The sequence below is a fragment of the Pseudomonas syringae genome (assembly GCF_000737245.1).
In the GTDB taxonomy this organism is placed as follows: domain Bacteria; phylum Pseudomonadota; class Gammaproteobacteria; order Pseudomonadales; family Pseudomonadaceae; genus Aquipseudomonas; species Aquipseudomonas syringae_J.
This window is the reverse complement of sequence record NZ_JPQU01000015.1, coordinates 1-19,982: the sequence shown is the minus strand read 5'-3', so window position 1 is coordinate 19,982 and position 19,982 is coordinate 1. Positions and strand designations below refer to the sequence as shown.

General features: G+C 57.0%; 17 protein-coding genes. 10 read left to right on the top strand and 7 right to left on the bottom strand.

Going from position 1 to position 19,982, the window contains the following annotated elements; all coding sequences use genetic code 11:
* From IV01_RS23035 to IV01_RS23065, 7 genes are all read left to right on the top strand, one after another.
* Complete coding sequence (locus tag IV01_RS23035; protein ID WP_032625337.1) at positions 1 to 1,971, top strand: heme lyase CcmF/NrfE family subunit; 1,971 nt, start codon at positions 1 to 3, stop codon at positions 1,969 to 1,971.
* Positions 1,968 to 2,504: a DsbE family thiol:disulfide interchange protein gene (locus tag IV01_RS23040; protein WP_032625335.1), complete on the top strand. Its 537-nt coding sequence runs from the start codon at positions 1,968 to 1,970 to the stop codon at positions 2,502 to 2,504. The genes IV01_RS23035 and IV01_RS23040 overlap by 4 nt, the downstream gene beginning before the upstream one ends.
* Positions 2,501 to 2,971 (top strand): cytochrome c-type biogenesis protein, encoded by a 471-nt coding sequence (locus tag IV01_RS23045; protein WP_032625333.1) that lies wholly within the window; start codon positions 2,501 to 2,503, stop codon positions 2,969 to 2,971. Before IV01_RS23040 ends, IV01_RS23045 begins: the two co-directional genes overlap by 4 nt.
* Positions 2,968 to 4,164, top strand: a complete 1,197-nt coding sequence (ccmI, locus tag IV01_RS23050) for a c-type cytochrome biogenesis protein CcmI (RefSeq protein WP_032625332.1) — start codon at positions 2,968 to 2,970, stop codon at positions 4,162 to 4,164. The genes IV01_RS23045 and ccmI overlap by 4 nt, the downstream gene beginning before the upstream one ends.
* 11 nt (positions 4,165 to 4,175) lie before the next feature.
* Positions 4,176 to 4,571, top strand: coding sequence for a hypothetical protein (locus IV01_RS23055; protein ID WP_032625330.1), 396 nt, complete (start codon positions 4,176 to 4,178; stop codon positions 4,569 to 4,571).
* Between the two features lie 523 nt (positions 4,572 to 5,094).
* The gene (locus IV01_RS23060) at positions 5,095 to 6,075 is read left to right on the top strand and encodes an AraC family transcriptional regulator (protein WP_229636073.1); all 981 of its coding nucleotides are present in this window, start codon (positions 5,095 to 5,097) and stop codon (positions 6,073 to 6,075) included.
* A gap of 220 nt (positions 6,076 to 6,295) precedes the next feature.
* Positions 6,296 to 7,915, top strand: a complete 1,620-nt coding sequence (locus IV01_RS23065; RefSeq protein WP_032625328.1) for a GMC family oxidoreductase — start codon at positions 6,296 to 6,298, stop codon at positions 7,913 to 7,915.
* 63 nt (positions 7,916 to 7,978) lie between these two features.
* On the opposite strand, the gene IV01_RS23070 is transcribed toward IV01_RS23065, so the two are convergent.
* The 4 genes from IV01_RS23070 to IV01_RS23085 all read right to left on the bottom strand — a co-directional run bounded on the left by IV01_RS23070 (position 7,979) and on the right by IV01_RS23085 (position 12,817).
* Positions 7,979 to 8,977: a sulfate ABC transporter substrate-binding protein gene (locus IV01_RS23070; RefSeq protein ID WP_032625326.1), complete on the bottom strand. Its 999-nt coding sequence runs from the start codon at positions 8,975 to 8,977 to the stop codon at positions 7,979 to 7,981.
* 106 nt (positions 8,978 to 9,083) lie between these two features.
* Positions 9,084 to 9,917, bottom strand: coding sequence for an ion transporter (locus IV01_RS23075; protein WP_032625324.1), 834 nt, complete (start codon positions 9,915 to 9,917; stop codon positions 9,084 to 9,086).
* A gap of 140 nt (positions 9,918 to 10,057) precedes the next feature.
* On the bottom strand, positions 10,058 to 11,689 hold the full coding sequence (locus IV01_RS23080; RefSeq protein ID WP_032625322.1) for a methyl-accepting chemotaxis protein: 1,632 nt from the start codon (positions 11,687 to 11,689) through the stop codon (positions 10,058 to 10,060).
* A 516-nt stretch (positions 11,690 to 12,205) separates the two neighbouring features.
* Entirely contained in the window at positions 12,206 to 12,817 is a 612-nt protein-coding gene (locus IV01_RS23085) for a TetR/AcrR family transcriptional regulator (protein WP_032625320.1), read from the bottom strand.
* A gap of 166 nt (positions 12,818 to 12,983) precedes the next feature.
* On the opposite strand from IV01_RS23085, the gene IV01_RS23090 reads away from it, so the two are divergent.
* The 3 genes from IV01_RS23090 (at position 12,984) to IV01_RS0124500 (ending at position 16,468) form a co-directional block, all read left to right on the top strand.
* On the top strand, positions 12,984 to 13,892 hold the full coding sequence (locus IV01_RS23090) for a DUF808 domain-containing protein (RefSeq protein ID WP_032625318.1): 909 nt from the start codon (positions 12,984 to 12,986) through the stop codon (positions 13,890 to 13,892).
* A 17-nt stretch (positions 13,893 to 13,909) separates the two neighbouring features.
* Positions 13,910 to 14,125 (top strand): hypothetical protein, encoded by a 216-nt coding sequence (locus tag IV01_RS23095; protein WP_032625315.1) that lies wholly within the window; start codon positions 13,910 to 13,912, stop codon positions 14,123 to 14,125.
* 447 nt (positions 14,126 to 14,572) lie between these two features.
* Positions 14,573 to 16,468 (top strand): S-type pyocin domain-containing protein, encoded by a 1,896-nt coding sequence (locus IV01_RS0124500; protein ID WP_195758735.1) that lies wholly within the window; start codon positions 14,573 to 14,575, stop codon positions 16,466 to 16,468.
* Positions 16,469 to 16,778: 310 nt separating this feature from the next.
* Here IV01_RS0124500 and IV01_RS23105 read toward each other — a convergent pair whose 3' ends face one another.
* From IV01_RS23105 to IV01_RS23115, 3 genes are all read right to left on the bottom strand, one after another.
* Complete coding sequence (locus tag IV01_RS23105) at positions 16,779 to 17,564, bottom strand: outer membrane protein OmpK (RefSeq protein ID WP_032625312.1); 786 nt, start codon at positions 17,562 to 17,564, stop codon at positions 16,779 to 16,781.
* Between the two features lie 479 nt (positions 17,565 to 18,043).
* Positions 18,044 to 19,327 (bottom strand): urate hydroxylase PuuD, encoded by a 1,284-nt coding sequence (locus tag IV01_RS23110; RefSeq protein ID WP_032625309.1) that lies wholly within the window; start codon positions 19,325 to 19,327, stop codon positions 18,044 to 18,046.
* A gap of 45 nt (positions 19,328 to 19,372) precedes the next feature.
* Positions 19,373 to 19,876, bottom strand: a complete 504-nt coding sequence (locus IV01_RS23115) for an ureidoglycolate lyase (protein WP_032625307.1) — start codon at positions 19,874 to 19,876, stop codon at positions 19,373 to 19,375.
* Between the last annotated feature and the right edge of the window lie 106 nt (positions 19,877 to 19,982).

The window sequence follows — 19,982 nt, the reverse complement described above, 5'->3', positions numbered from 1 at the left end:
ATGATTCCTGAACTCGGCCATCTGGCCATGATTCTGGCCCTGTGCTTCGCTGTCGTGCAGGCCTCCGTCCCCTTGGTCGGCGCCTGGCGTGGCGACAGGATGTGGATGGGCTTGGCGCAACCGGCAGCCTGGGGGCAATTCAGCTTCCTGATTTTTGCCTTTGGCTGCCTGACTTACGCCTTCATGACTGACGACTTTTCCGTGGCCTACGTCGCCGGAAACTCAAACAGTGCGTTGCCCTGGTATTACAAGTTCAGCGCGGTATGGGGTGCTCATGAAGGCTCGCTGCTGCTCTGGGCCTTGATTCTTGGCGCCTGGACCTTCGCCGTATCAATTTTTTCCCGGCAGTTACCCCAGGTGATGTTGGCCCGGGTACTGGCGGTGATGGGCATGATCAGCGTCGGCTTCTTGCTGTTCCTGATCCTCACGTCCAACCCGTTCTCGCGCATTCTCCCCCAAGTGCCCGCCAACGGCCGTGATCTCAATCCGCTGTTGCAGGACATCGGTCTGATCGTCCATCCGCCGATGCTGTACATGGGCTATGTCGGCTTCTCGGTAGCCTTCGCCTTTGCCATCGCGGCGCTGTTGGGCGGGCGCCTTGATGCAGCTTGGGCACGCTGGTCGCGTCCATGGACCATCGCAGCCTGGGCGTTTCTCGGTGTCGGCATCACGTTGGGCTCATGGTGGGCCTATTACGAGCTTGGCTGGGGCGGCTGGTGGTTCTGGGACCCGGTGGAAAACGCATCCTTCATGCCATGGCTGGTAGGCACTGCGCTGATTCACTCACTGGCGGTCACCGAAAAACGCGGCGTGTTCAAAAGCTGGACAGTGCTGCTGGCTATCGCCGCATTTTCCCTGAGCCTGCTGGGTACATTCCTGGTGCGTTCCGGCGTGCTGACTTCGGTGCATGCGTTCGCTTCCGATCCAGAGCGCGGCGTGTTCATCCTTATTTTTCTGCTGTTCGTGGTCGGCGGTTCCCTGACCCTGTTCGCCTTCCGTGCGCCGGTGGTGAAGAGCCATGTCGGCTTCGGTTTGTGGTCTCGTGAAACCCTGCTGCTGGGTAACAACCTGGTGCTGGTGGTGGCGGCTTCGATGATCCTGCTGGGCACCTTGTATCCGCTGGTGCTGGATGCCCTCAGCGGGGCGAAGATGTCGGTCGGCCCGCCGTACTTCAATGCCATGTTCGTGCCCTTGATGGCGTTGCTCATGGCGGTCATGGCCGTTGGCGTGCTGGTGCGCTGGAAAGACACTCCCGTGAAGTGGCTGGCGGGTATGCTTGCCCCGGTGCTGATCGGCAGTGCGGTCCTGGCGGTCGTTGCCGGGCTGGCGATGAATGATTTCCATTGGGCAGTCATGGCTACCTTCATGCTGGCAGCCTGGGTGTTGCTGGCCGGCGTTCGCGATTTGCTGGACAAGACACGCCACAAAGGCCTGATCAAGGGTTCTCGAAGCATGACCCGCAGTTACTGGGGCATGCAGCTGGCGCATATCGGCATAGCCGTCTGCGCACTGGGTGTGGTGTTGTCCAGCCAGAACAGCGCCGAGCGCGATCTGCGTCTGGCCCCCGGCGAATCCATGGAGCTGGGCGGCTACATGTTCGTTTTCGAAGGCGCGCAGCATTATCAGGGGCCGAACTTTACCTCTGATCGCGGCACCGTTCGCGTTCTGGAAGACGGCAAACAAGTGACCATCCTGCACCCGGAAAAACGCCTGTACACCGTGCAGCAATCGATGATGACCGAAGCGGGTATCGACGCCGGTTTCACCCGTGATTTGTATGTCGCGCTGGGTGAACCCCTGGGCAACGGTGCCTGGGCGGTGCGCGTCCACGTCAAACCCTTCGTTCGCTGGATCTGGTTCGGCGGCTTGATCACTGCGCTTGGCGGTGTGCTGGCGGCGCTGGACAAGCGTTATCGGGTCAAGGTCAAAAGCAAGGTGCGTGATGCCTTGGGCCTGGAGGCTGCCGTATGAAGCGCTGGATTCTGCTCCTGCCGCTGGTGATTTTTCTGGGCGTCGCGGTGTTCCTGTATCGCGGTTTGTACCTTGATCCGGCCGAACTGCCTTCGGCGCTGATCGACAAGCCGTTCCCGGAATTTTCCCTGCGCGATGTGCAAAGCGACAGGCTCATTACCCGGGCCGATCTGCTGGGCAAACCGGCGCTGGTCAACGTCTGGGGTACCTGGTGCGTGGCCTGCCGGGTTGAACATCCAGTCCTGAACAAGCTGGCCCAGCAGGGTGTGGTGATCTACGGCATCAACTACAAGGACGTCAACGCTGACGCCTTGAAGTGGCTCAAGGATTTCCATAATCCTTATCAGCTCAATATCCGCGACGACGAAGGCAGCCTGGGCTTGAACCTGGGTGTCTATGGCGCGCCGGAAACCTTCCTGATCGACAGCAAAGGCATCATCCGGCACAAGTTTGTCGGTGTGGTGGATGAGACTGTATGGCGCGAACAATTAGCCGGGTTGTATCAGGGTCTTGTCGACGAGGCGAAGCAATGAAACGTTTGTTAGCCGCTGTCGCTCTCACTCTCGGCATTGCCACGCTGGCCCACGCCGCCATCGACGCCTACGAGTTTCGCGACGATGCCGAGCGGGCGCGTTATGCGGAGCTGACCAAAGAGCTACGTTGCCCCAAGTGTCAGAATCAGGACATCGCCGACTCCAACGCGCCGATTGCAGCCGACCTGCGCAAAGAGATTTTCCGCATGCTCGGCGAGGGTCGTAGCAATCAGCAGATCATCGACTTCATGGTCGATCGCTACGGCGATTTCGTGCGCTATAAGCCGGCTCTGAGCGCCAAGACCTGGCTGCTCTGGTTCGGCCCTGCCGGGCTGCTGGTGGGTGGTCTGTTGGTGATTGGTGTGATTGTCGTGCGTCGTCGTGGCCAGGGTCGCGAGGAAAACGATGCGCTTTCCGACGAGGAGCGTCAGCGCCTCGCAAATCTGCTGGATAAAAACCGCGAATGATTGATTTCTGGCTAGCTGCCGGCCTGCTGTTGCTAGTGGCCATGAGTTTCCTGCTGATCCCCGTGTTGCGCGGTCGTCGTGCCCAAAGCGAAGAAGACCGAACCGCTCTCAACGTTGCGCTGTATCAGGAGCGCGTCGCCGAACTGCAAACCCAGCAGGCGGAAGGCGTGTTGAGTGCCGAGCAACTGGACAGCGGCCGATCTGAAGCAGCCCGCGAATTGCTCGCCGACACTGAAGGTGCCGGGCAATTGCGCACTTCAAGGCTGGGCAAAACCTTGCCATTGCTGGCGGCGCTTCTAGTGCCAGTGCTGGGCCTTGGCGTGTATCTGCATTTCGGTGCCAGTGACAAGGTCGAGTTGACCCGGGAATTTTCCCAACCACCGGGCTCTATCGCAGAGATGACTGATCGCCTTGAGCGTGCCGTCAAAGCCCAGCCTGACTCGGCGGAAGGTTTCTACTTTCTGGCGCGTACCTACATGGCTCAGGACCGCCCGCGTGATGCGGCCGCGATGTTCGAGCGTGCGGTTGCCCTGGCAGGACGACAGCCCGAGTTGCTCGGCCAATGGGCCCAGGCGTTGTATTTCGCCAGCAACAAGCAATTCACCGCACAAGTCCAGGCGTTGACCGCCGAAGCCCTGCAAGGGGATCCGAAAGAAGTCACCAGCCTGGGTCTGCTGGGCATTGCCGCATTTGAAAGTGAGCGTTATCAGCAAGCGGTGGAGTACTGGAAGCGCTTGCTGGCCGTGCTGCCGCCTCAGGATCCTTCCCGTTCAGCGCTGGAGGGCGGCATTGCCCGAGCCAGCGAAAAACTCGGTGGCAGTCCTGAAAAACCTGTAGCCGTCGTGACCAAGGGCGCAACGATCAAAGTCCGGGTGGACCTGGCTGCTGAGCTCAAGGCCAAAGTGGCACCCGGCGACAGCGTATTTGTCTTCGCCCGTTCGGTGGGCGGCCCGCCAGCGCCGTTGGCGGTCAAACGGCTAACCGTGGCTGACTTGCCCGCTGAGGTCGAGTTGGGCGATGTCGACGCAATGATGCCGCAACTGAAACTGTCGAACTTTCCGGAAGTCCAACTCGTGGCGCGGATATCCCGCGCAGGTCAGCCGACCACCGGCGAGTGGATCGGCCGCAGCAAGCCGCTGGCGAGCAACACCACGGCCTTGCAAGCGCTGACCATCGACAGCCCCGATCAGTAGAGAGCACGCTTATGTACCGCGCAGCCGCACGTATTACCTTGTTGGGTCTGGTTCTAGGCTTGAGTGCTTGTGCGGTCCAGCCCACCGGGCCGCGCAGCCAGGAGCCAATCCAGACACTGCCCGGCAAGCCCGCACCGGGCAAACCCTCAGCCCCGGTTACGCCGAAGGCCCCGGCAGCAGGCCCGAAAACCTCCACCAACTTCGCGCCGCCACCGGGTGGCAATAGCCACTGGGACGCCAAACTGGGTGTGCACGTGCTGGACGACCAGACCGACACCTTCTACCGCCAGCGCACCTATTACCGCTGGAACAACGGCTGGACCTGGTCCACCAGCCGTAACGGGCCTTGGCAGGAGACTGATTCCAGTGGTGTGCCGGCTGGGCTGGGGAAGCAGTTCGGGAATTGATTGAAGTAGCTCGAATTCTGTAGAAGTGTGCTCGTCGTGCGCAAGCCGCGCTGTTGTGCAGAGAACACGGAGCCCGTAGGAGCGCGCTTGCCCGCGATGCGGTATTTCAGCAAAAAATGTGTTGCCTGACCTGACGCTATCGCGGGCAAGCGCGCTCCTACAAAAAAGCATTCCAGGTCAGGGAGTTATTTCGTGTTTGATGGAGCAATCGGAGGTCACGACCGTCACGAAGCGGTGTGTCAGATGCGCCGTTTTCGCAGCCTTCGGCAGCTCCTACAAAAATGACCGCACACAATAAAGGCGACCCAAGGGTCGCCGTTTTTCATTTCAGCCCAGCCTCATTGCGTCGCCTGAAGAATCTGGATAGCAGTATGGGCTGCAAACCGATAGAGACTTCCGAACAGGTGTGACGCGCAAAAACAATTGGGTATCCGTCGGATTTGCCGCTGACAACCGACAAACCCCGCCGAAACGGGGTACGCTCACCGGCTTCTGACTTCTGTAGCGCAGGACTCCATCGTCCATGAGCCATTCCAGTGCGGCCAATTCGGCAATGCCAATCGTCACGCCACGGGGTTTCGACGCTCACGGTATAAATTTTGATCTCGCCTCTGACTCTGGTGCTGTCTGGTCCGATGTGATGCTTGAGCATCACGGGATGTACTGTCATTTCGATGAAGCACGCTCCATCAACTCCACCGCGCAAAGCTGGAGTCTAGGGGAGGTTGGCGTGACCTTGGCGGATCTGTCGTCTCTGGCGTTGACGCCTGTCGGCGAAGAGCGCGCTTCCTGGCAAGGCGAATGGCTTTACCTGAAACTGATGACCGGCGGACAGGTGGATATTTCCCAAGCCGGGCAGCAGCGCCGCTTTAAAGCCGGCAGCATGTTCGTGATCGACCCGGCCTGGTCATTTCAGGAGTCTTTTACGGAGCGCGGGCAGATGACCGTGCTGCGTATTCCTAAGGCTGCATTACGTGATCGTGGTTTGAGGCATTCGTTGGCCGATCTCGTCACTGCTGATATGAACTCGCCCGATATGTGCGCGACCCGTGACCTGATTTACTGCATCGCCCAGCAGCATGTTGCGCCCAGTCCGGTTATTCGTAACTTGATGGGACGGCAGTTGCTGGAGTTGGTGGATGCCATACTCGGTGGTGCCGGTGACACGTTAATGCCACGCAGCGCTGAAGTCGTGCTGTTGCGTGCCAAGCGTTACATCCACTTGAATCTGGGCAATTCCGATCTGGACAGTGCTGCGGTGGCTGGCGCAGCGCATGTCTCGGTCAAGCACCTGCAACGTCTGTTCAGGGCGCGTAACACGACAGTCATGCGCCATGTCTGGACCATGCGCCTTGAGCTCGCACAACAGTTGCTCAGTTCCGGCCGTGGGCCAGGCCTGAGTGTTCAGGATGTGGCCTGGCAATGCGGTTTTGCCACGGCGGCACATTTCAGTCGCGCCTACCGAGCGCACTTTGATATTTGCCCCTCGCAAGTCCGAGTTTAACCGGCTGATATAGCGCCTTATGGACATGCAGCAAGCGCCTTGCAGATAACAGCTATCGCCAACCCCCGCCATAGACTTGATCACGTCATTCATTGACTGATCCACGCCATGACTGCTGCGCAGTTATTTGCGCCAGTTAAACCACAAACGTTATCGATTTCCGTCGCTTAGTGCGTGCTGATTGCGCTGGCGGTGTACGGAAGTTTGCACAGGCATCTCTATGGAAAACTTTATCGGCGCAACTGACGGTGCAGACTTTGCACGTCGTGTTGCAGAAAACCAGCTGCACCTGAGAACCCATTTGCAGAGCTCCTACGACTTCATCGTGTGTGGCTCAGGCACGTCCGGGTCGGTTGTCGCCCGGCGCTTGGCGGAGAATCAGGATGTAAGGGTGCTGCTCCTGGAAGCGGGCGGCAGTGATGACGTGCCCAGCGTTGACGATGCCAGCATCTGGTTCACCAACCTGGGCAGTGAACGTGACTGGCAATTCCAGGCGCGGCCCAACCCGCACCTCAACAATCGAATCATGCCGCTGTCGATGGGCAAAGTGCTAGGCGGTGGATCATCAATCAACGTCATGGTCTGGTCTCGCGGACATAGCAGCGACTGGGACTTTTTTGCCAGTGAGTCAGGCGACCCGGCCTGGAATTACCAATCCACCCTGGCCACCTATCGCCGCATAGAAAACTGGCGCGGTACGCCGGATCCAGTTCGCCGGGGTACTGGCGGGCCGGTGTTTGTTCAGCCAGCCCCAGACCCTAACCCCGTTGCGCCAGCCATGCTGCGCGCCGCCGCCGAGCAGGGCATGGCTGTTTACGATGATCAGAACGGCGCCTTGATGGAAGGGCCCGGCGGTGCGGCGCTGACCAATGTTTGCCTGAGCAATGGACGCCGCCGCTCGATATTTCGCGGCTATGTGTATCCGGTGATGGCCCAGCCCAACCTCACCGTACTGACTGATACCCATGTTTTACGGGTTCTGTTGGAGGGCAAGCGCGCTGTCGGTGTCGAGGTCATTCATGACGGCAAGGTCATGAATTTCAAAGCACGGCACGAGGTGGTGCTTTCGACAGGCGCAATCAATACGCCCAAAATCCTGATGCTTTCCGGAATCGGCGATGCGCGACAGCTGGTCAGGCACGGCATCCCTGTGGTGCAGGATCTGCCCGGCGTCGGTCAGAATTATCAGGACCACATCATGGTGTCCGGGTGCATCTGGGAATACGAGCAGGCGCAGGCACCTCGCAATAACGCAGGGGAGTCGACATTTTTCTGGAAAAGCGACCCGGCACTCGAATTGCCCGACATCCAGACCTTTCTCGCGGAAATCCCTATCGCCACGCCTGAGGCACAAGCAACCTTCAATCCCCCCGCAGCAGCATGGTCACTGTTGCCAGGCCTGGTGAGGCCCAAAAGTCGAGGTTCTATCACCTTGACCGGCGCCAGTGCCATGGACCCGTTAAACATCGACAGCGCGGCCCTGGCGGAACCCGAAGATTTGCAGGCACTGGTGCGAGCGGTTCAGCTGTGTCGGGAAATCGGCAACAGCTCGATCATGCGCAGCTTTGCGCGCCGAGAAGTGATGCCCGGACCCTTACGCGGCGAGGCGCTGGAGTCATTTGTGCGCAACACGGCGTCGACAGTCTGGCACCAGTCATGCACTGCAAAAATGGGCAGGGACGCCATGTCAGTGGTGGACGCCCAGTTGCGCGTCTACGGCATCGACGGTCTCAGAATTGCAGACGCCTCGATCATGCCCCGAGTGACGACCGGCAACACCATGGCGCCGTGCGTGATCATTGGTGAGCGGCTGGGAAGCTTGCTGGGGCAGGGGCATTAAGTTTTTCATGGGCAATAAAAAACGGCGACCTCTCGGGCGCCGTCTTGTATTGCTCAGGTCAAATCACTTACCCGGATAAATCTGATCAAACACCCCACCATCATTGAAGTGGGTTTTCTGCACGGTGCGCCAGTCGCCGAAGGTTTTCTCTACCGAAAGGAAATCTACTTTCGGGAAGCGGTCGGTGTATTTAGCCAGGATGGCCGGGTCGCGCGGGCGTAGATAGTTGGCGGCGGCGATTTCCTGGCCTTCCGGGGACCACAGGTATTTCAGGTATTCCTCGGCGGCGGCGCGGCTTTTTTTCTTGTCGACGACTTTGTCGACCACGCTTACTGGCGGCTCGGCTTCGGCGGATACGGTAGGGTAGACCACTTCAAACTGATCACGGCCGAACTCACGGGCGATCATTTCCGCTTCGTTCTCGAAGGTGATCAAAACGTCGCCGATCTGGTTGGTCATGAAAGTGGTGGTTGCGCCACGGCCGCCGGTATCCAGCACGGGTACGTGTTTGAACAGGCTGCCCACGAACTGCTTGGCAGCGGCTTCATCGCCACCGTTTTTCAGGGTGTATCCCCAGGCCGAGAGGTAGGTGTAGCGGCCATTACCCGAGGTTTTCGGGTTTGGCACGATGACTTCAACGCCGTCTTTGATCAGATCGGGCCAGTCTTTCAGCGCCTTGGGGTTGCCCTTGCGCACAATGAACACGGTCGCGGAAGTGAACGGAGCGCTGTTGTTTGGCAGACGCGTCACCCAGTTGTCAGGGATCAGTTTGCCGTTATCCGCCAGGGCGTTGATGTCGGTGGCCATGTTCATGGTGATCACGTCTGCAGGCAGTCCGTCGATGACCGAACGGGCTTGCTTGCTGGAGCCGCCGAATGACATCTGCACGGTGATGTTTTCTTTATGCTCGGCTTGCCAGTGCTTCTGGAACGCAGCGTTGTAATCCTTGTAGAAGTCACGCATCACGTCATACGACACGTTGAGCAGGGTCGGGGCGGCATTTGCCGCGCTGCCGAAAGCCAGGCCAGCGGCCAGTAACGAAGCGGCGAAAAGTTTGTTCACTACGCAATTCCTTTTTGTGGGCGACTCATGGTTCAAAGTTGATGGCTTAATGCTGGCGACTATAGCCGGGCTGGGATAAGCGCTTAAAGACTAAAAAGGCATTTGCTTATGCCTTATTTTCTACTCGCGGAAAAAGCGCGTTACCGCAGCGCGAACAGAACGCTGCACCATGTTCGTGATTCTTCTTCGAGCAGACCGGGCAGTCGTGTTGCAGCTGTTCGCCGCGCATCGCGTTGGCCAGTTCAGCGGTGAAAATCCCGGTGGGCACGGCAATGATCGAGTAGCCGGTAATCATCACCAGCGAAGAGAGCATCTGCCCCAGCGGCGTCTTGGGCACGATGTCGCCGAAACCCACGGTGGTGAGGGTCACGATTGCCCAATAGATACCGGTGGGGATGCTGGTGAAACCATGCTCCGGGCCTTCGATCACGTACATCAGCGTGCCAAACACCACGACCAGGGTCGATACGCTGACCAGAAACACGATGATTTTCTGTTTGCTGCCGCGCAGTGCCGACAGCAGGTAATTGGCCTGTTTGAGATACGGGCTGAGTTTGAGCACCCGGAAAATCCGCAGCATGCGAATGACCCGCACGATCAACAGGTACTGCGCATCGCTGTAATAGATCCCCAGTATGCTGGGCACGATGGCCAGCAAATCTACCAGGCCGTAGAAGCTGAAGGCGTACTGCAGTGGGCGAGGGGAACAGTACAGGCGCAAGCCATATTCGACGATGAAAATGGCCGTGAAGCCCCATTCGATATACGCCAGCAGATCACCGTAGTTGATGTGAACCGAGGGGATGCTGTCGAGTATGACCACGATCAGGCTGAGCAGAATGACCGCCAGCAGAATCTGGTCGAAGCGTCGGCCTTTGGGGGTGTCGGTCTGAAAGATGACGATGCGTAACTGTTCGCGGCGGCTGATGTTGCTGTCCATGGTGGTATCCGGATCGAAGATCGGGACAGTTTACGCAGGTTTGGGCGGCAGGACTGCCAAGCGTGGACCCTGTGGGAGCGAGGCTTGCCCGCGATAAGGCTCGCTCCCACCTAAGCCGCCCACAGGGCTTTATTCCTGATCTAAACCCTGAACTGCCGCAACAACCCATTCAACTGTTCACTCAACCCGCGCAAATGCAGGCTGGCCTCGCTGGAATGCACCGCAGCCAGCGCGGTGCTTTGCGACAGTTGCGCGGCTTGGGTGACGTTCTGGTTGATATCTTCCACCACATGGGATTGTTGCAGGGTAGCGCTGGCAATCGAGGCGTTGAGGCTGTTGAGGTTGCGCAACGCCTGACTGATTGAGGTCAGGCTTTGCCCTGCCTGATTGGCTTGCTCAATGGTCAACTGCGACGAGTGGCTGCTGTCGGCGATGACTTTCACGGCCGCATCGGAATGCTTTTGCAAGCGCTCGATCATGCCCTGGATTTCAGCCGTGGACTTCTGGGTGCGTTGCGCCAGCAGCCTGACTTCATCGGCCACCACGGCAAATCCGCGACCCTGTTCTCCAGCCCGGGCCGCTTCAATGGCCGCATTGAGGGCCAGCAGGTTGGTCTGTTCAGCGATGGAGCTGATCACTTCGAGGACGCCGCCAATCTGCGTGCTTTCCGCTGCCAGCGTGCGGATCACTTCCACCGCTTGGCCGATGGTCCCAGACAGGTGATCAATCTGGCGCAGGCTGCTGTCAATGTTGGCCTGACCCTGGTGGGCCTGAGATTCGGCATCGCGCATTTCCTTGGCCGCATGCTCGGCGTTTTTCGCCACGTCCTGCACGCCGTAAGTCACCTCGTTGACTGCGGTGGCAACCAATTCCATCTGCTGCGACTGCTGCTGGCTGCGGGCCTGAGCCTGATCTGCGCTGCTGCCAAGCTCCGAAGACGCTGTTTCCAAGCCTGACGCGGAGACCTGCAGTTGGGTGACGACACCGCGCAGTTTGGCGGTGAAGGCGTTGAAGTGCCGGGCCAGTTGCGTGACTTCATCATTGCCGTGGGTTTGCAAGGTGCGGGTCAGATCGCTTTCACCACTGGCGATGTCCGCCATGGCCTGCACCGACTCACGCAGCGGCTGCACGATACTGCGAGCGATGAGAATCACCAGCAGCGCCATGACGGCGATGATTGCCAGGCTGAACAGGGCCGCATTGAGCATCTGCTGCTTAAACTCTGCCTGCACGTCGTCCACATAGACGCCGGAGCCGACAATCCAGCCCCAGGGTGCGAACAACTGGACGTAGGAGATTTTCGGCACCGGGTCAGCCGCGCCTGGTTTGGGCCAACGGTATTGAACCATCCCGGCGCCTTTGGCCTTGGCCAGGGTGACCATTTCATTGAAGACGGCGAAACCGTCCGGGTCCTTGATGGCCGAGAGGTCCTGGCCGTTCAACTTGACGCTCACCGGGTGCATGATCATCACCGGGCGCAAATCATTGATCCAGAAATAGTCGCTCTGGTTGTAGCGCAGGCCGCGAATGGTATCCAGCGCCTGTTTTTGCGCCTGTTCGGTCGTCAGCGTGCCGGCGGTCTCCAGGCCATGGTAGTAGTCCAGAATGCCGCTGGTGCTTTGCACCACGTGCATGGTTTTCTCGGCCTTGGCGGCATAGAGATCCGTGTTCACCTGCTTGAGCATGGCAGCTGCGAGGATGAACAGCATCAGTACGGAGACGATGAGGATCAGCCAGAGGCGGCGGCTGATGGAAAAACTGCGCATGGTCATGACTGCTTGCTCCGTATTATTTTTTTTATGTCCCGAGCGCTGTGCGCCGCTGGATTCACCACCGGGTTCAGTCTCGCCCCGATAATAGCCCTTTGATGGTAGTCGTCTAGCCTGACGCTACTAAAGTGGATGTCGGCGCTGAATGGATAAACCTGAGGGCACAGTAGGACGATTCTCGGAATATCTTGCGGTATAGCCAAAGGCTTACACCGAGAGGAGAAATCCGCTCTATGTTCTGTCACATTTGCTCAGTACATTGGATCCAACCCCGCAGCAAAGGAAGTGCTTCGGAATCAAGGATGATTGACCACCGCCAGGACGGCTGCTGACAGGATGTCGGATGGTCAACAAAAAACCCGCTTCGGCGGGTTTTTTGTTGTTTTAGAAAAGATCGAGATACCTTGTTTGAGCGAGCTTGCTCGCGAAGGGGCCGGGACATCCGATATATTTCTGCCGGCAGGAACATTGCCTTCGCGAGCAAGCTCGCTCCCACAGGTCCATTTACGCCTACAGTGGTCAAGCAATATCCGGCGCACACCCTTTAAGCACCAACCGGATAATCGTCTGGGTCGCCGCTTCGTAATCGCTGTCGTCCAGCTTCGTCTTGCCGGTCACTGTAGAAATCTGCCAGTCGAAGTCGGCATAGGTCTGAGTCGCCGCCCAGATGGTGAAGATGAGATGGTGGGGGTCTATTGGGGCGATCTGGCCGCTGTCGATCCAGGACTGAACGCACTCGATGTTGTGCCGGGCCTGAGCGTTGAGCTGATCGACCTGCTCCGGCGTGAGGTGCGGCGCGCCGTGCATGATTTCGCTGGCGAATACTTTCGACGCGAACGGCAGATCCCGGGAAATGACAATCTTCGAGCGAATGTAAGCGCTGAGCACCTCGGCGGGCACGCCGTCGCGATTGAAGGGCGTCGAGGCCTGCAAGATCGGCTCGATGATGCTTTCAAGCACCTCGCGATAGAGATCTTCCTTGGACTTGAAGTAGTAATAGACGTTGGGCTTGGGCACCCCTGCTTTGGCAGCGATGTCACTGGTCTTGGTCGCAGCAAAGCCTTTGTAGGCGAATTCTTCACTGGCTGCGCGCAGGATCAGCTCTTTATTGCGCTCGCGAATACTGCTCATAAACCAGAGGTTTCCTTGCCCGGTCGGCGGTGGCGCATGGTAGCACCGGCCTCCCGAACCGCTCAAGATTGCCCTCATCCGCGATGCCTGCCTGGAATCAATGACGCTTCGCGGCATCTACTGTGCTCTGATAATCCACCCGTACGACTGCTCAAGGATATTGCCCGTGGCTGCTGGAAGCTTGCTGACCCTGTTGGATGACATCGCAACACTGCTCGACGACGTATCGCTGGCGGCGAAGAAAACCGCAGGTGTGCTAGGGGACGACCTGGCCCTCAATGCACAGCAAGTCACAGGGGTTTCGGCTGATCGCGAGCTGCCGGTGGTGTGGGCGGTGGCCAAAGGGTCGCTGATCAACAAAGCGATTCTGGTGCCAGCGGCGCTGTTGATCAGTGCGTTCGCGGACTGGGCGATTCTGCCTCTGCTGATGATTGGCGGCGCATTTCTGTGTTTCGAGGGCTTTGAGAAAATCTCCCATAAATGGCTACATCCGGAGACCGAGCAGGAGCGTCAGGAACGCAAGCGCGCGGCCAGTGACCAGAACGTCGACATGGTGGCCTTCGAGAAAGAGCGCATCAAAGGTGCCATTCGCACCGACTTCATTCTCTCGGCGGAGATTATTGTGCTGGCGTTGGGGGTTGTTGCCACCCGGCCGTTTCTGGATCAGGTCGGTGTGCTGGTGATCGTCGCAGTGCTGATCACCATCGGCGTTTATGGTCTGGTTGCCGGCATCGTCAAGCTGGATGATTTGGGGCTGTACTTGAAAAAGAGCGCCAGCTCGGCGGCCCAGGGCATCGGTTCAGGCTTGTTGTGGTTGGCGCCAGTGTTGATGAAAATTCTTTCCATCGTAGGGACTGCGGCAATGTTCATGGTCGGCGGCGGGATTCTTACCCACGGTGTGCCACTGATCCATCACTGGATCGAAGGCGTGACTGAACATGCGGCGCAAGCTGTCGGCGGTTTTTCGATGGTCGTGCCTACACTGCTGGACGCCATCGCCGGTATTATTGCCGGTGCGTTGGTCCTGCTAGTGGTCACGATAGCGGGCAAAATCTGGAAACTCATCAAGGCCTGACAGGCGAGTTGACCCTCATGAACAGTCCCCTGTTTTCCAGCGTGGTCGCCTACGCCCAACAGTGCGAGCGCCAGCTGGCAGAAATACTGCACTTGCGACCCAACCTGGATCGTAAACAGGTATCGGCCTGGGTCGACGAACAAAGTCACGCCCGCGCTGACAGTGATCCATTGCAATTATTGCGTTTGATCAATGCGAAAGTGCGGTCGGGTAAACGGTTGCCTTGGGAGTAGGGGGCACGGCTCCGGTCTGTTGGAGCGAGGCTTGCCCGCGAACGTTATTGCACCGCTTTTCTGCGGCTCCTAGAGGCTAAATTTCTTCGAGGCTTCTCGAAGACTTTTGGCCTTTGAGTTCGCATCGATAACGTGTGTGTTCGACAACTTTAGTTAATCATATTTAAAAAAGAAAGGCATATATTTATGTATGTCCTATTTAGGTTTTTATTTTTGTATTTTTATCCGTGAGCGGTAGTGCTCATGGATGAGTTCGGAGTTGATTGGCGAAAGGCTATCAGCTGTATCTGAACTAAAAATAAATCTAAAAAATAGGATGTTATTTTGAGTTATCTAGAAATTGCTCCCACATTTCTTTGTGAGACGTGGCCAGATCGAAGAGATCCGCTGTCGATAACAGCGTATTCAGACGGAGGTGCGTATCCGCTGAGTAATCTAGGGATGGGTATGACGAACGTTATTGATCCATTCGGCCCAGATACTCCAGCCAATCAGTTTGCTTTGAATATGCTGATTGGCTGCTTTCATGAAAGTGTCGATACTATAAAGGCCACCCACCAGACTAATCTTCGAAATGTCCCGACCGTGATGAAGGCGGAGGTAGAAAGCTTCGCGCAACGCAGCCCTGCCTATCACCAAAGCTTGCTTCAGAGGCTGGGTGCAAAAATATCGGCTGTGCATCAGATTTACTGGAACAAAAATAACGAGCAAACAAACGCGCGCAGTCGCGCTAACACCGCTTTTAGCGATAACAGTCAGAAAAACTTCTCTGACTACATGGACAGGATGGAACGCTATAACCCCAAAAGCGGCGAGCGGTCACCCTTTCAAGTTTGGCACGAATCTGTAGTGGAATTTCATAATGTCATCCTGCTTGAACGGGCGAAAGAACATCTTGCTCAACAGCTGAGAGAGTTTGAACACAGCTACAACGTTGAGCACGCAAATGTGCAGCAACAGCAGGCGGTTGCAGAGCAGCAGCGTTTGCAAGCTGAACGCGAAGCTCAGCGAGTTGCGGAAGAGCAGCGTCTTGCAGCCCAGCAGCAGGCTGAAAGGGAGGCAAAGGAGCGGGAGCGAGTAGCGGCAGAACAGGAGGCCCAGCGTGTTGCTGAAGCCGCTGCGAAAGCTGAGAGTGACGCCGCCGCTGAGAGTGCCAATTCAGTTCCCGTTTCTAACTTGAAAGTACATGGGACTTTTGGTCCTGCGTCGTTTGGACGGATTGGTGCAGTATCCGCCGTTGCTAACGCCGGGCAGCTCAGTGCTGCGGCCGCCAGAGCGATGTCAGCATTGAAAGGCGCTGTTGAATCATTTCTCCAGTCTTCACGGCAATTTGGTATCGAGGCGGCAAGCCAGGTTGCCAAGGTTTTTTCATCGCTGTTGATACCTTCGACGTTGGCTAACAGTGACTTCTTTTCGGCCAGCGTGCCCGCTGCAGATGTTTTGCCGGGCAACGGTCAAGATTTAACGAATATCGCTGGGGCCGAGGGCGAGGTTGCTCTGCCGGGGTGGGGACCGTTGCTGGACGGTGCTGATCTGTCTTCACTGGTACCACTGGATCCTTTAGTGATTGAAGCCGCGGCACCCGTTCAGGTCAGGGAGGCTGTGTATGTGGCAGAGACAAACGTCTACAGCGTCACATTGCCGAATAATCCCTCAATTATTTTGACCTGGACTCCGATCGCTATTCCCGAGAGCAGTTCCACAGCGCTACCGGCTCAACCTGCGATTGAACAGACCTACACGGGAAGTGCCCCGGCACCCGTTGAAATCGAACTCCCGAGCACTCCGGTAGCTCCGCCTTCACTGCATGGTTTGATCACTGTATTCCCGGCAGATTCAGGGATTGCGCCGATTTTTACCGTATATAGCACCCCCTATGAGGACGCCACTACCACTGGCGAACACAGCGGTCGGAACTATAATCCAGAGAAGGCTGGCGGACCGATACAAGATCTGAGCTGGCAGGATACGACCATTACACAAGCGGGAATTGACCTTGTGAAACTGCATACCGGACGCCTGGACCATTCAGCGGCCAACGACGTGATGATTGAACGGTTGGAGAAGATTTTGAAAGGCGAGTTGGTGATTACCGATACTGACAAGCGTTATTACACTCACGAGATTCGAGAGTTGGAGAGGTATCGGGAGATTGGGATGCAGGATGGCCCCGTGGCGGAGCATCTCAAGGAGACTGTGTGGAATAATGCGCACACCGCGACGCTTGAAGACTATAAGCTTGAAAGTACTGAGGAGTTGTTATATTCGCCGGAAGCAATGGCAGCTCGCGATAAGCAGGACGAAGATTTTTATAACGATTTATTGAAAGGAGCATTCGAGTGAGTATTGTCGAGCAGATAGTTAAGAATGAGTCCGTGGAGGACGTCCTTACCTTGTTCGCCTTGAATAAAGGTTTGCCTTCACTGGATATGATGTTCAGTAGGTATAGGCGTGAAGTGATTATTAGTGGTGAGTTTTTAAGAGTCTACAGGCGGTTATTTGATGAGGGGGTATTGGCACCTGGCGACAATATAATCGCTGCAAAAGGACCTAACTGGAAAGAACCAAAATTCTTATCCGATAAGCGGTACGCTGTATAAGCCATTCTGAGGCGCGGGCCAAATTGGCCCGCGTCCCACACGCCTCGACGCAATCAGAAAAACACTTTCACCAACAAACTCGCCGTGTTCTGGTTGGTATCGAAGTACTTGGTGTCTTCAATGCCGTATTTGTCGGACCAGTAATCGTACTCAATACCTACATACAACTGTCGCTCAGGCAAGTTGATGGCTTTACCCAGGTCGTATTTGATTTGTGGGTTGAAGTGCACGTTGGATTTGTAGTCGCCGTTGCGATCGGATTTGTTGTCCACGACCCAGTCGATAAAGCCGTCGATCAGGATGTCGGATTTGCCCACTGGAATGGTATAGGACCAGACTGGAGTGACCTGCCAAGCGCCGTAGCCCGCACGGTGCCCATCGGTGTAGCGCTTGTAGAAGTTCAGCTGGAAGTAGTCGAAGCCGGGGATTTTCAGGTCCACAGCCGGGCCGATCAGGTACGACTCGCTGTCGCCTTCGCCAAACTCATAGGTGGCAGCGATCAATACATCGGAGATCGGGCCGAACTCAAACTTCTGGCCGAATATCTTGCCCATGGAAAGACGCGGGGAGATTTCACCGTAGTAGGTGTTATCGCCGTTGGTGGCGTCGCCTTTGCCGTTGTAGAAGATCTTGTCGATGAATACAAAGTTATCGCCGTATTTCCAGCCATCAGCGTGTTCGAAAGTGAACGTCTGCTGATTTGACGGGTTGACTGCGAAGTCGCGACCGTTAAGGTAAGTCAGGCTGTTGCTCTGCCATTGCAGCAGGCCGTCGGCCATGCTTTGGCCGGATGCCAGAAGGCTGCCTGCAACTATCGCGCTGGAAATAATACGGTTCATTCATTGCTCCCCTGATGGATACTTTTGGTTAGTTCTGGTGCTCTTTATGGGCACTTTTTTTTGCGCAGTTAAAACATGTCTGTTTGGTCAGCTTTATCTACATAGCAAGAGCTGCGCCAAGGCCTTAAAAAAAACACGAAAGTTCTATCGGCGACGATTTTTCGCGGCCGATTGAGGGTTTTTTTGCGGAAACTCGACAGTTGACTGCTCGGTCAGCAAGTTGGCCGGTCAGTCAGGATTCAAAACAGACGGGTTTTACTGCGGCGGCGGAGGATACTGGCTTGAGTTACTTCGCTCAAGTGCTCTGGGACGGGGCAGGGGGAGGTGATTGTGGTCTAGCAGTGTGCGTCTTTGAGGGCTGACCCTGTGGGAGCGAATTCATTCGCGAATAGATAGTTCTGACAAAGAAGATCTATCGGATGTACCGGCCTCTTCGCGAATAAATTCGCTCCCACAGGGCGTTTCCCCAGCAACCTGTGTTAGTTAGTCTGCGCGCCCGAGGTTACCCAGGCACCAATCAGCTCTCTTTCCTGCTGAGTCATCTGAGTGATGTTGCCCAGCGGCATGATTTGCGAGGTGACGGCCTGGGCCTGAATGCGCGGGGCCAGTTGCTTGATCTGCTCTGCAGTGTCAAACATCACTCCAGCTGGCGCAGTGCTGAAAAGTTGGCTGGTGGGTCTGGCGGAATGACAGACCGTACAGCGTTGCTGGATCACGTTGTGGACTTTCTCGAAATCAACGGCATCTACCTTCGCCACGACGGGCTCCGGCGTGTGTGCTGGTTTGGCTTCGTCATGCCGATAGCCGCCAATCGCCGTACCCGGCAGTGGCTGGTATTCGATCTTCGCCGGGCCGGGTGGCGCAGGCGGCGCGGCAGGGCCGGTGACGTAGGCCAGGCAAATCATGCCCAGCGCCGCAACGGGCAACGTCCAGGCAAACTTATGGCTGTTGTGCCGGGTATTGAAGTAGTGGCGGACCAACACGGCCAATACGCCGATTCCGGCCAGGATCAGCCAGTTGTAAGGGCTGCCATAAGTGCTCGGGAAGTGGTTGCTGATCATGATGAACAGCACGGGCAGGGTAAAGTAGTTGTTATGTCGCGAGCGCAGCAGGCCTTTGGCTGGCAGCGATGGGTCCGGTGTGCGGTTCTCGGCGATGGCGGCCACCAGTGCCCGTTGCGCCGGCATGATGATGCGGAAGACATTGCCGACCATGATGGTGCCGATGATTGCGCCGACGTGCAGATACGCACCGCGCCCGCTGAACACTTTGCTGAAGCCATAAGCCGCGGCGATGACCAGTACGAACAGGATCAAACCCAACAGCCCGGGACGTTTGCCCAGCGCCGAGTCGCAAAGAAAACTGTAAACAAACCAGCCCACGAACAACGAGCCAAACCCCAGTGCCACCCCTTCAACGCCCGACAGGCTGCTGCCCGGCGCCAGCAGATACAGGGTCGGATTGGCGTAGAACACCACGCACAGCAGCGCCACTCCCGACAGCCAGGTGAAATACGCTTCCCATTTGAACCAGTGCAGGTTGTCAGGCATGGTCGGCGGGGCGAGTTTGTATTTCTCCAGGTGGTAAATGCCCCCGCCATGAATGGCCCACAAATCCCCGGACAAACCATCACGAGGGTTAACCCGGTTGAGATTGTTTTCCAGCCAGACAAAGTAAAACGAGGCGCCGATCCAGGCGATGCCGACAATCATGTGAATCCAGCGCACGCTGAGATTCAGCCATTCCATCAAATGTGCTTCCACGGTTGTTACCTTTTACCTGTCGTCACTACACGGACATTCAGGTCCTTACTGGTGGGGATCGAGAACCAGTTTCTGGTGCTCAGCGAAGAAATGCTCATCGCAGTTTTGGCCTGCGCCACTGCGATCAACCACCAGGAAGTCATCCCGCTTTTCGATCGTCAGCACCGGGTGGTGCCAGACGCCGCGATGGTAATTTACGCCCTGCCTGCCGTTGGAGAGGAAGGCGCGGACCAACTCTGATTCGGGTTCATCGCCAATGGGCGCAACCACGATCAGAAAGGGGTTGCCGAGCAGCGGCACGAAGGCCTGACTCCCCAGCGGATGGCGCTCCAGCATGCTGATGATCAACGGCATCTGCAGCGCCTCGGCGCGGAAAATACTGATGATCGCCTTATCATCCGGCGTCGCCGTTTGCACCTCGGCCAGACGATGAAAGCGCTGGGTCGAACCGTTATTGATCATGAAGTGATCGCTGCCGTCGGTTTCGATGACATCACCGAAAGGGGCGAACGCCTGCTTGGTCAACGGCTCGATGGTTAGTGTGCGCATGCTGGGTCTTCTGTTCTCATTTTGCTTTTGATTTTGTAGGAGCGCGCTTGCCCGCGATTGCGGTGCGTCAGGCAACGAAGGTCCTTCGGCCCTTATCGCGGGCAAG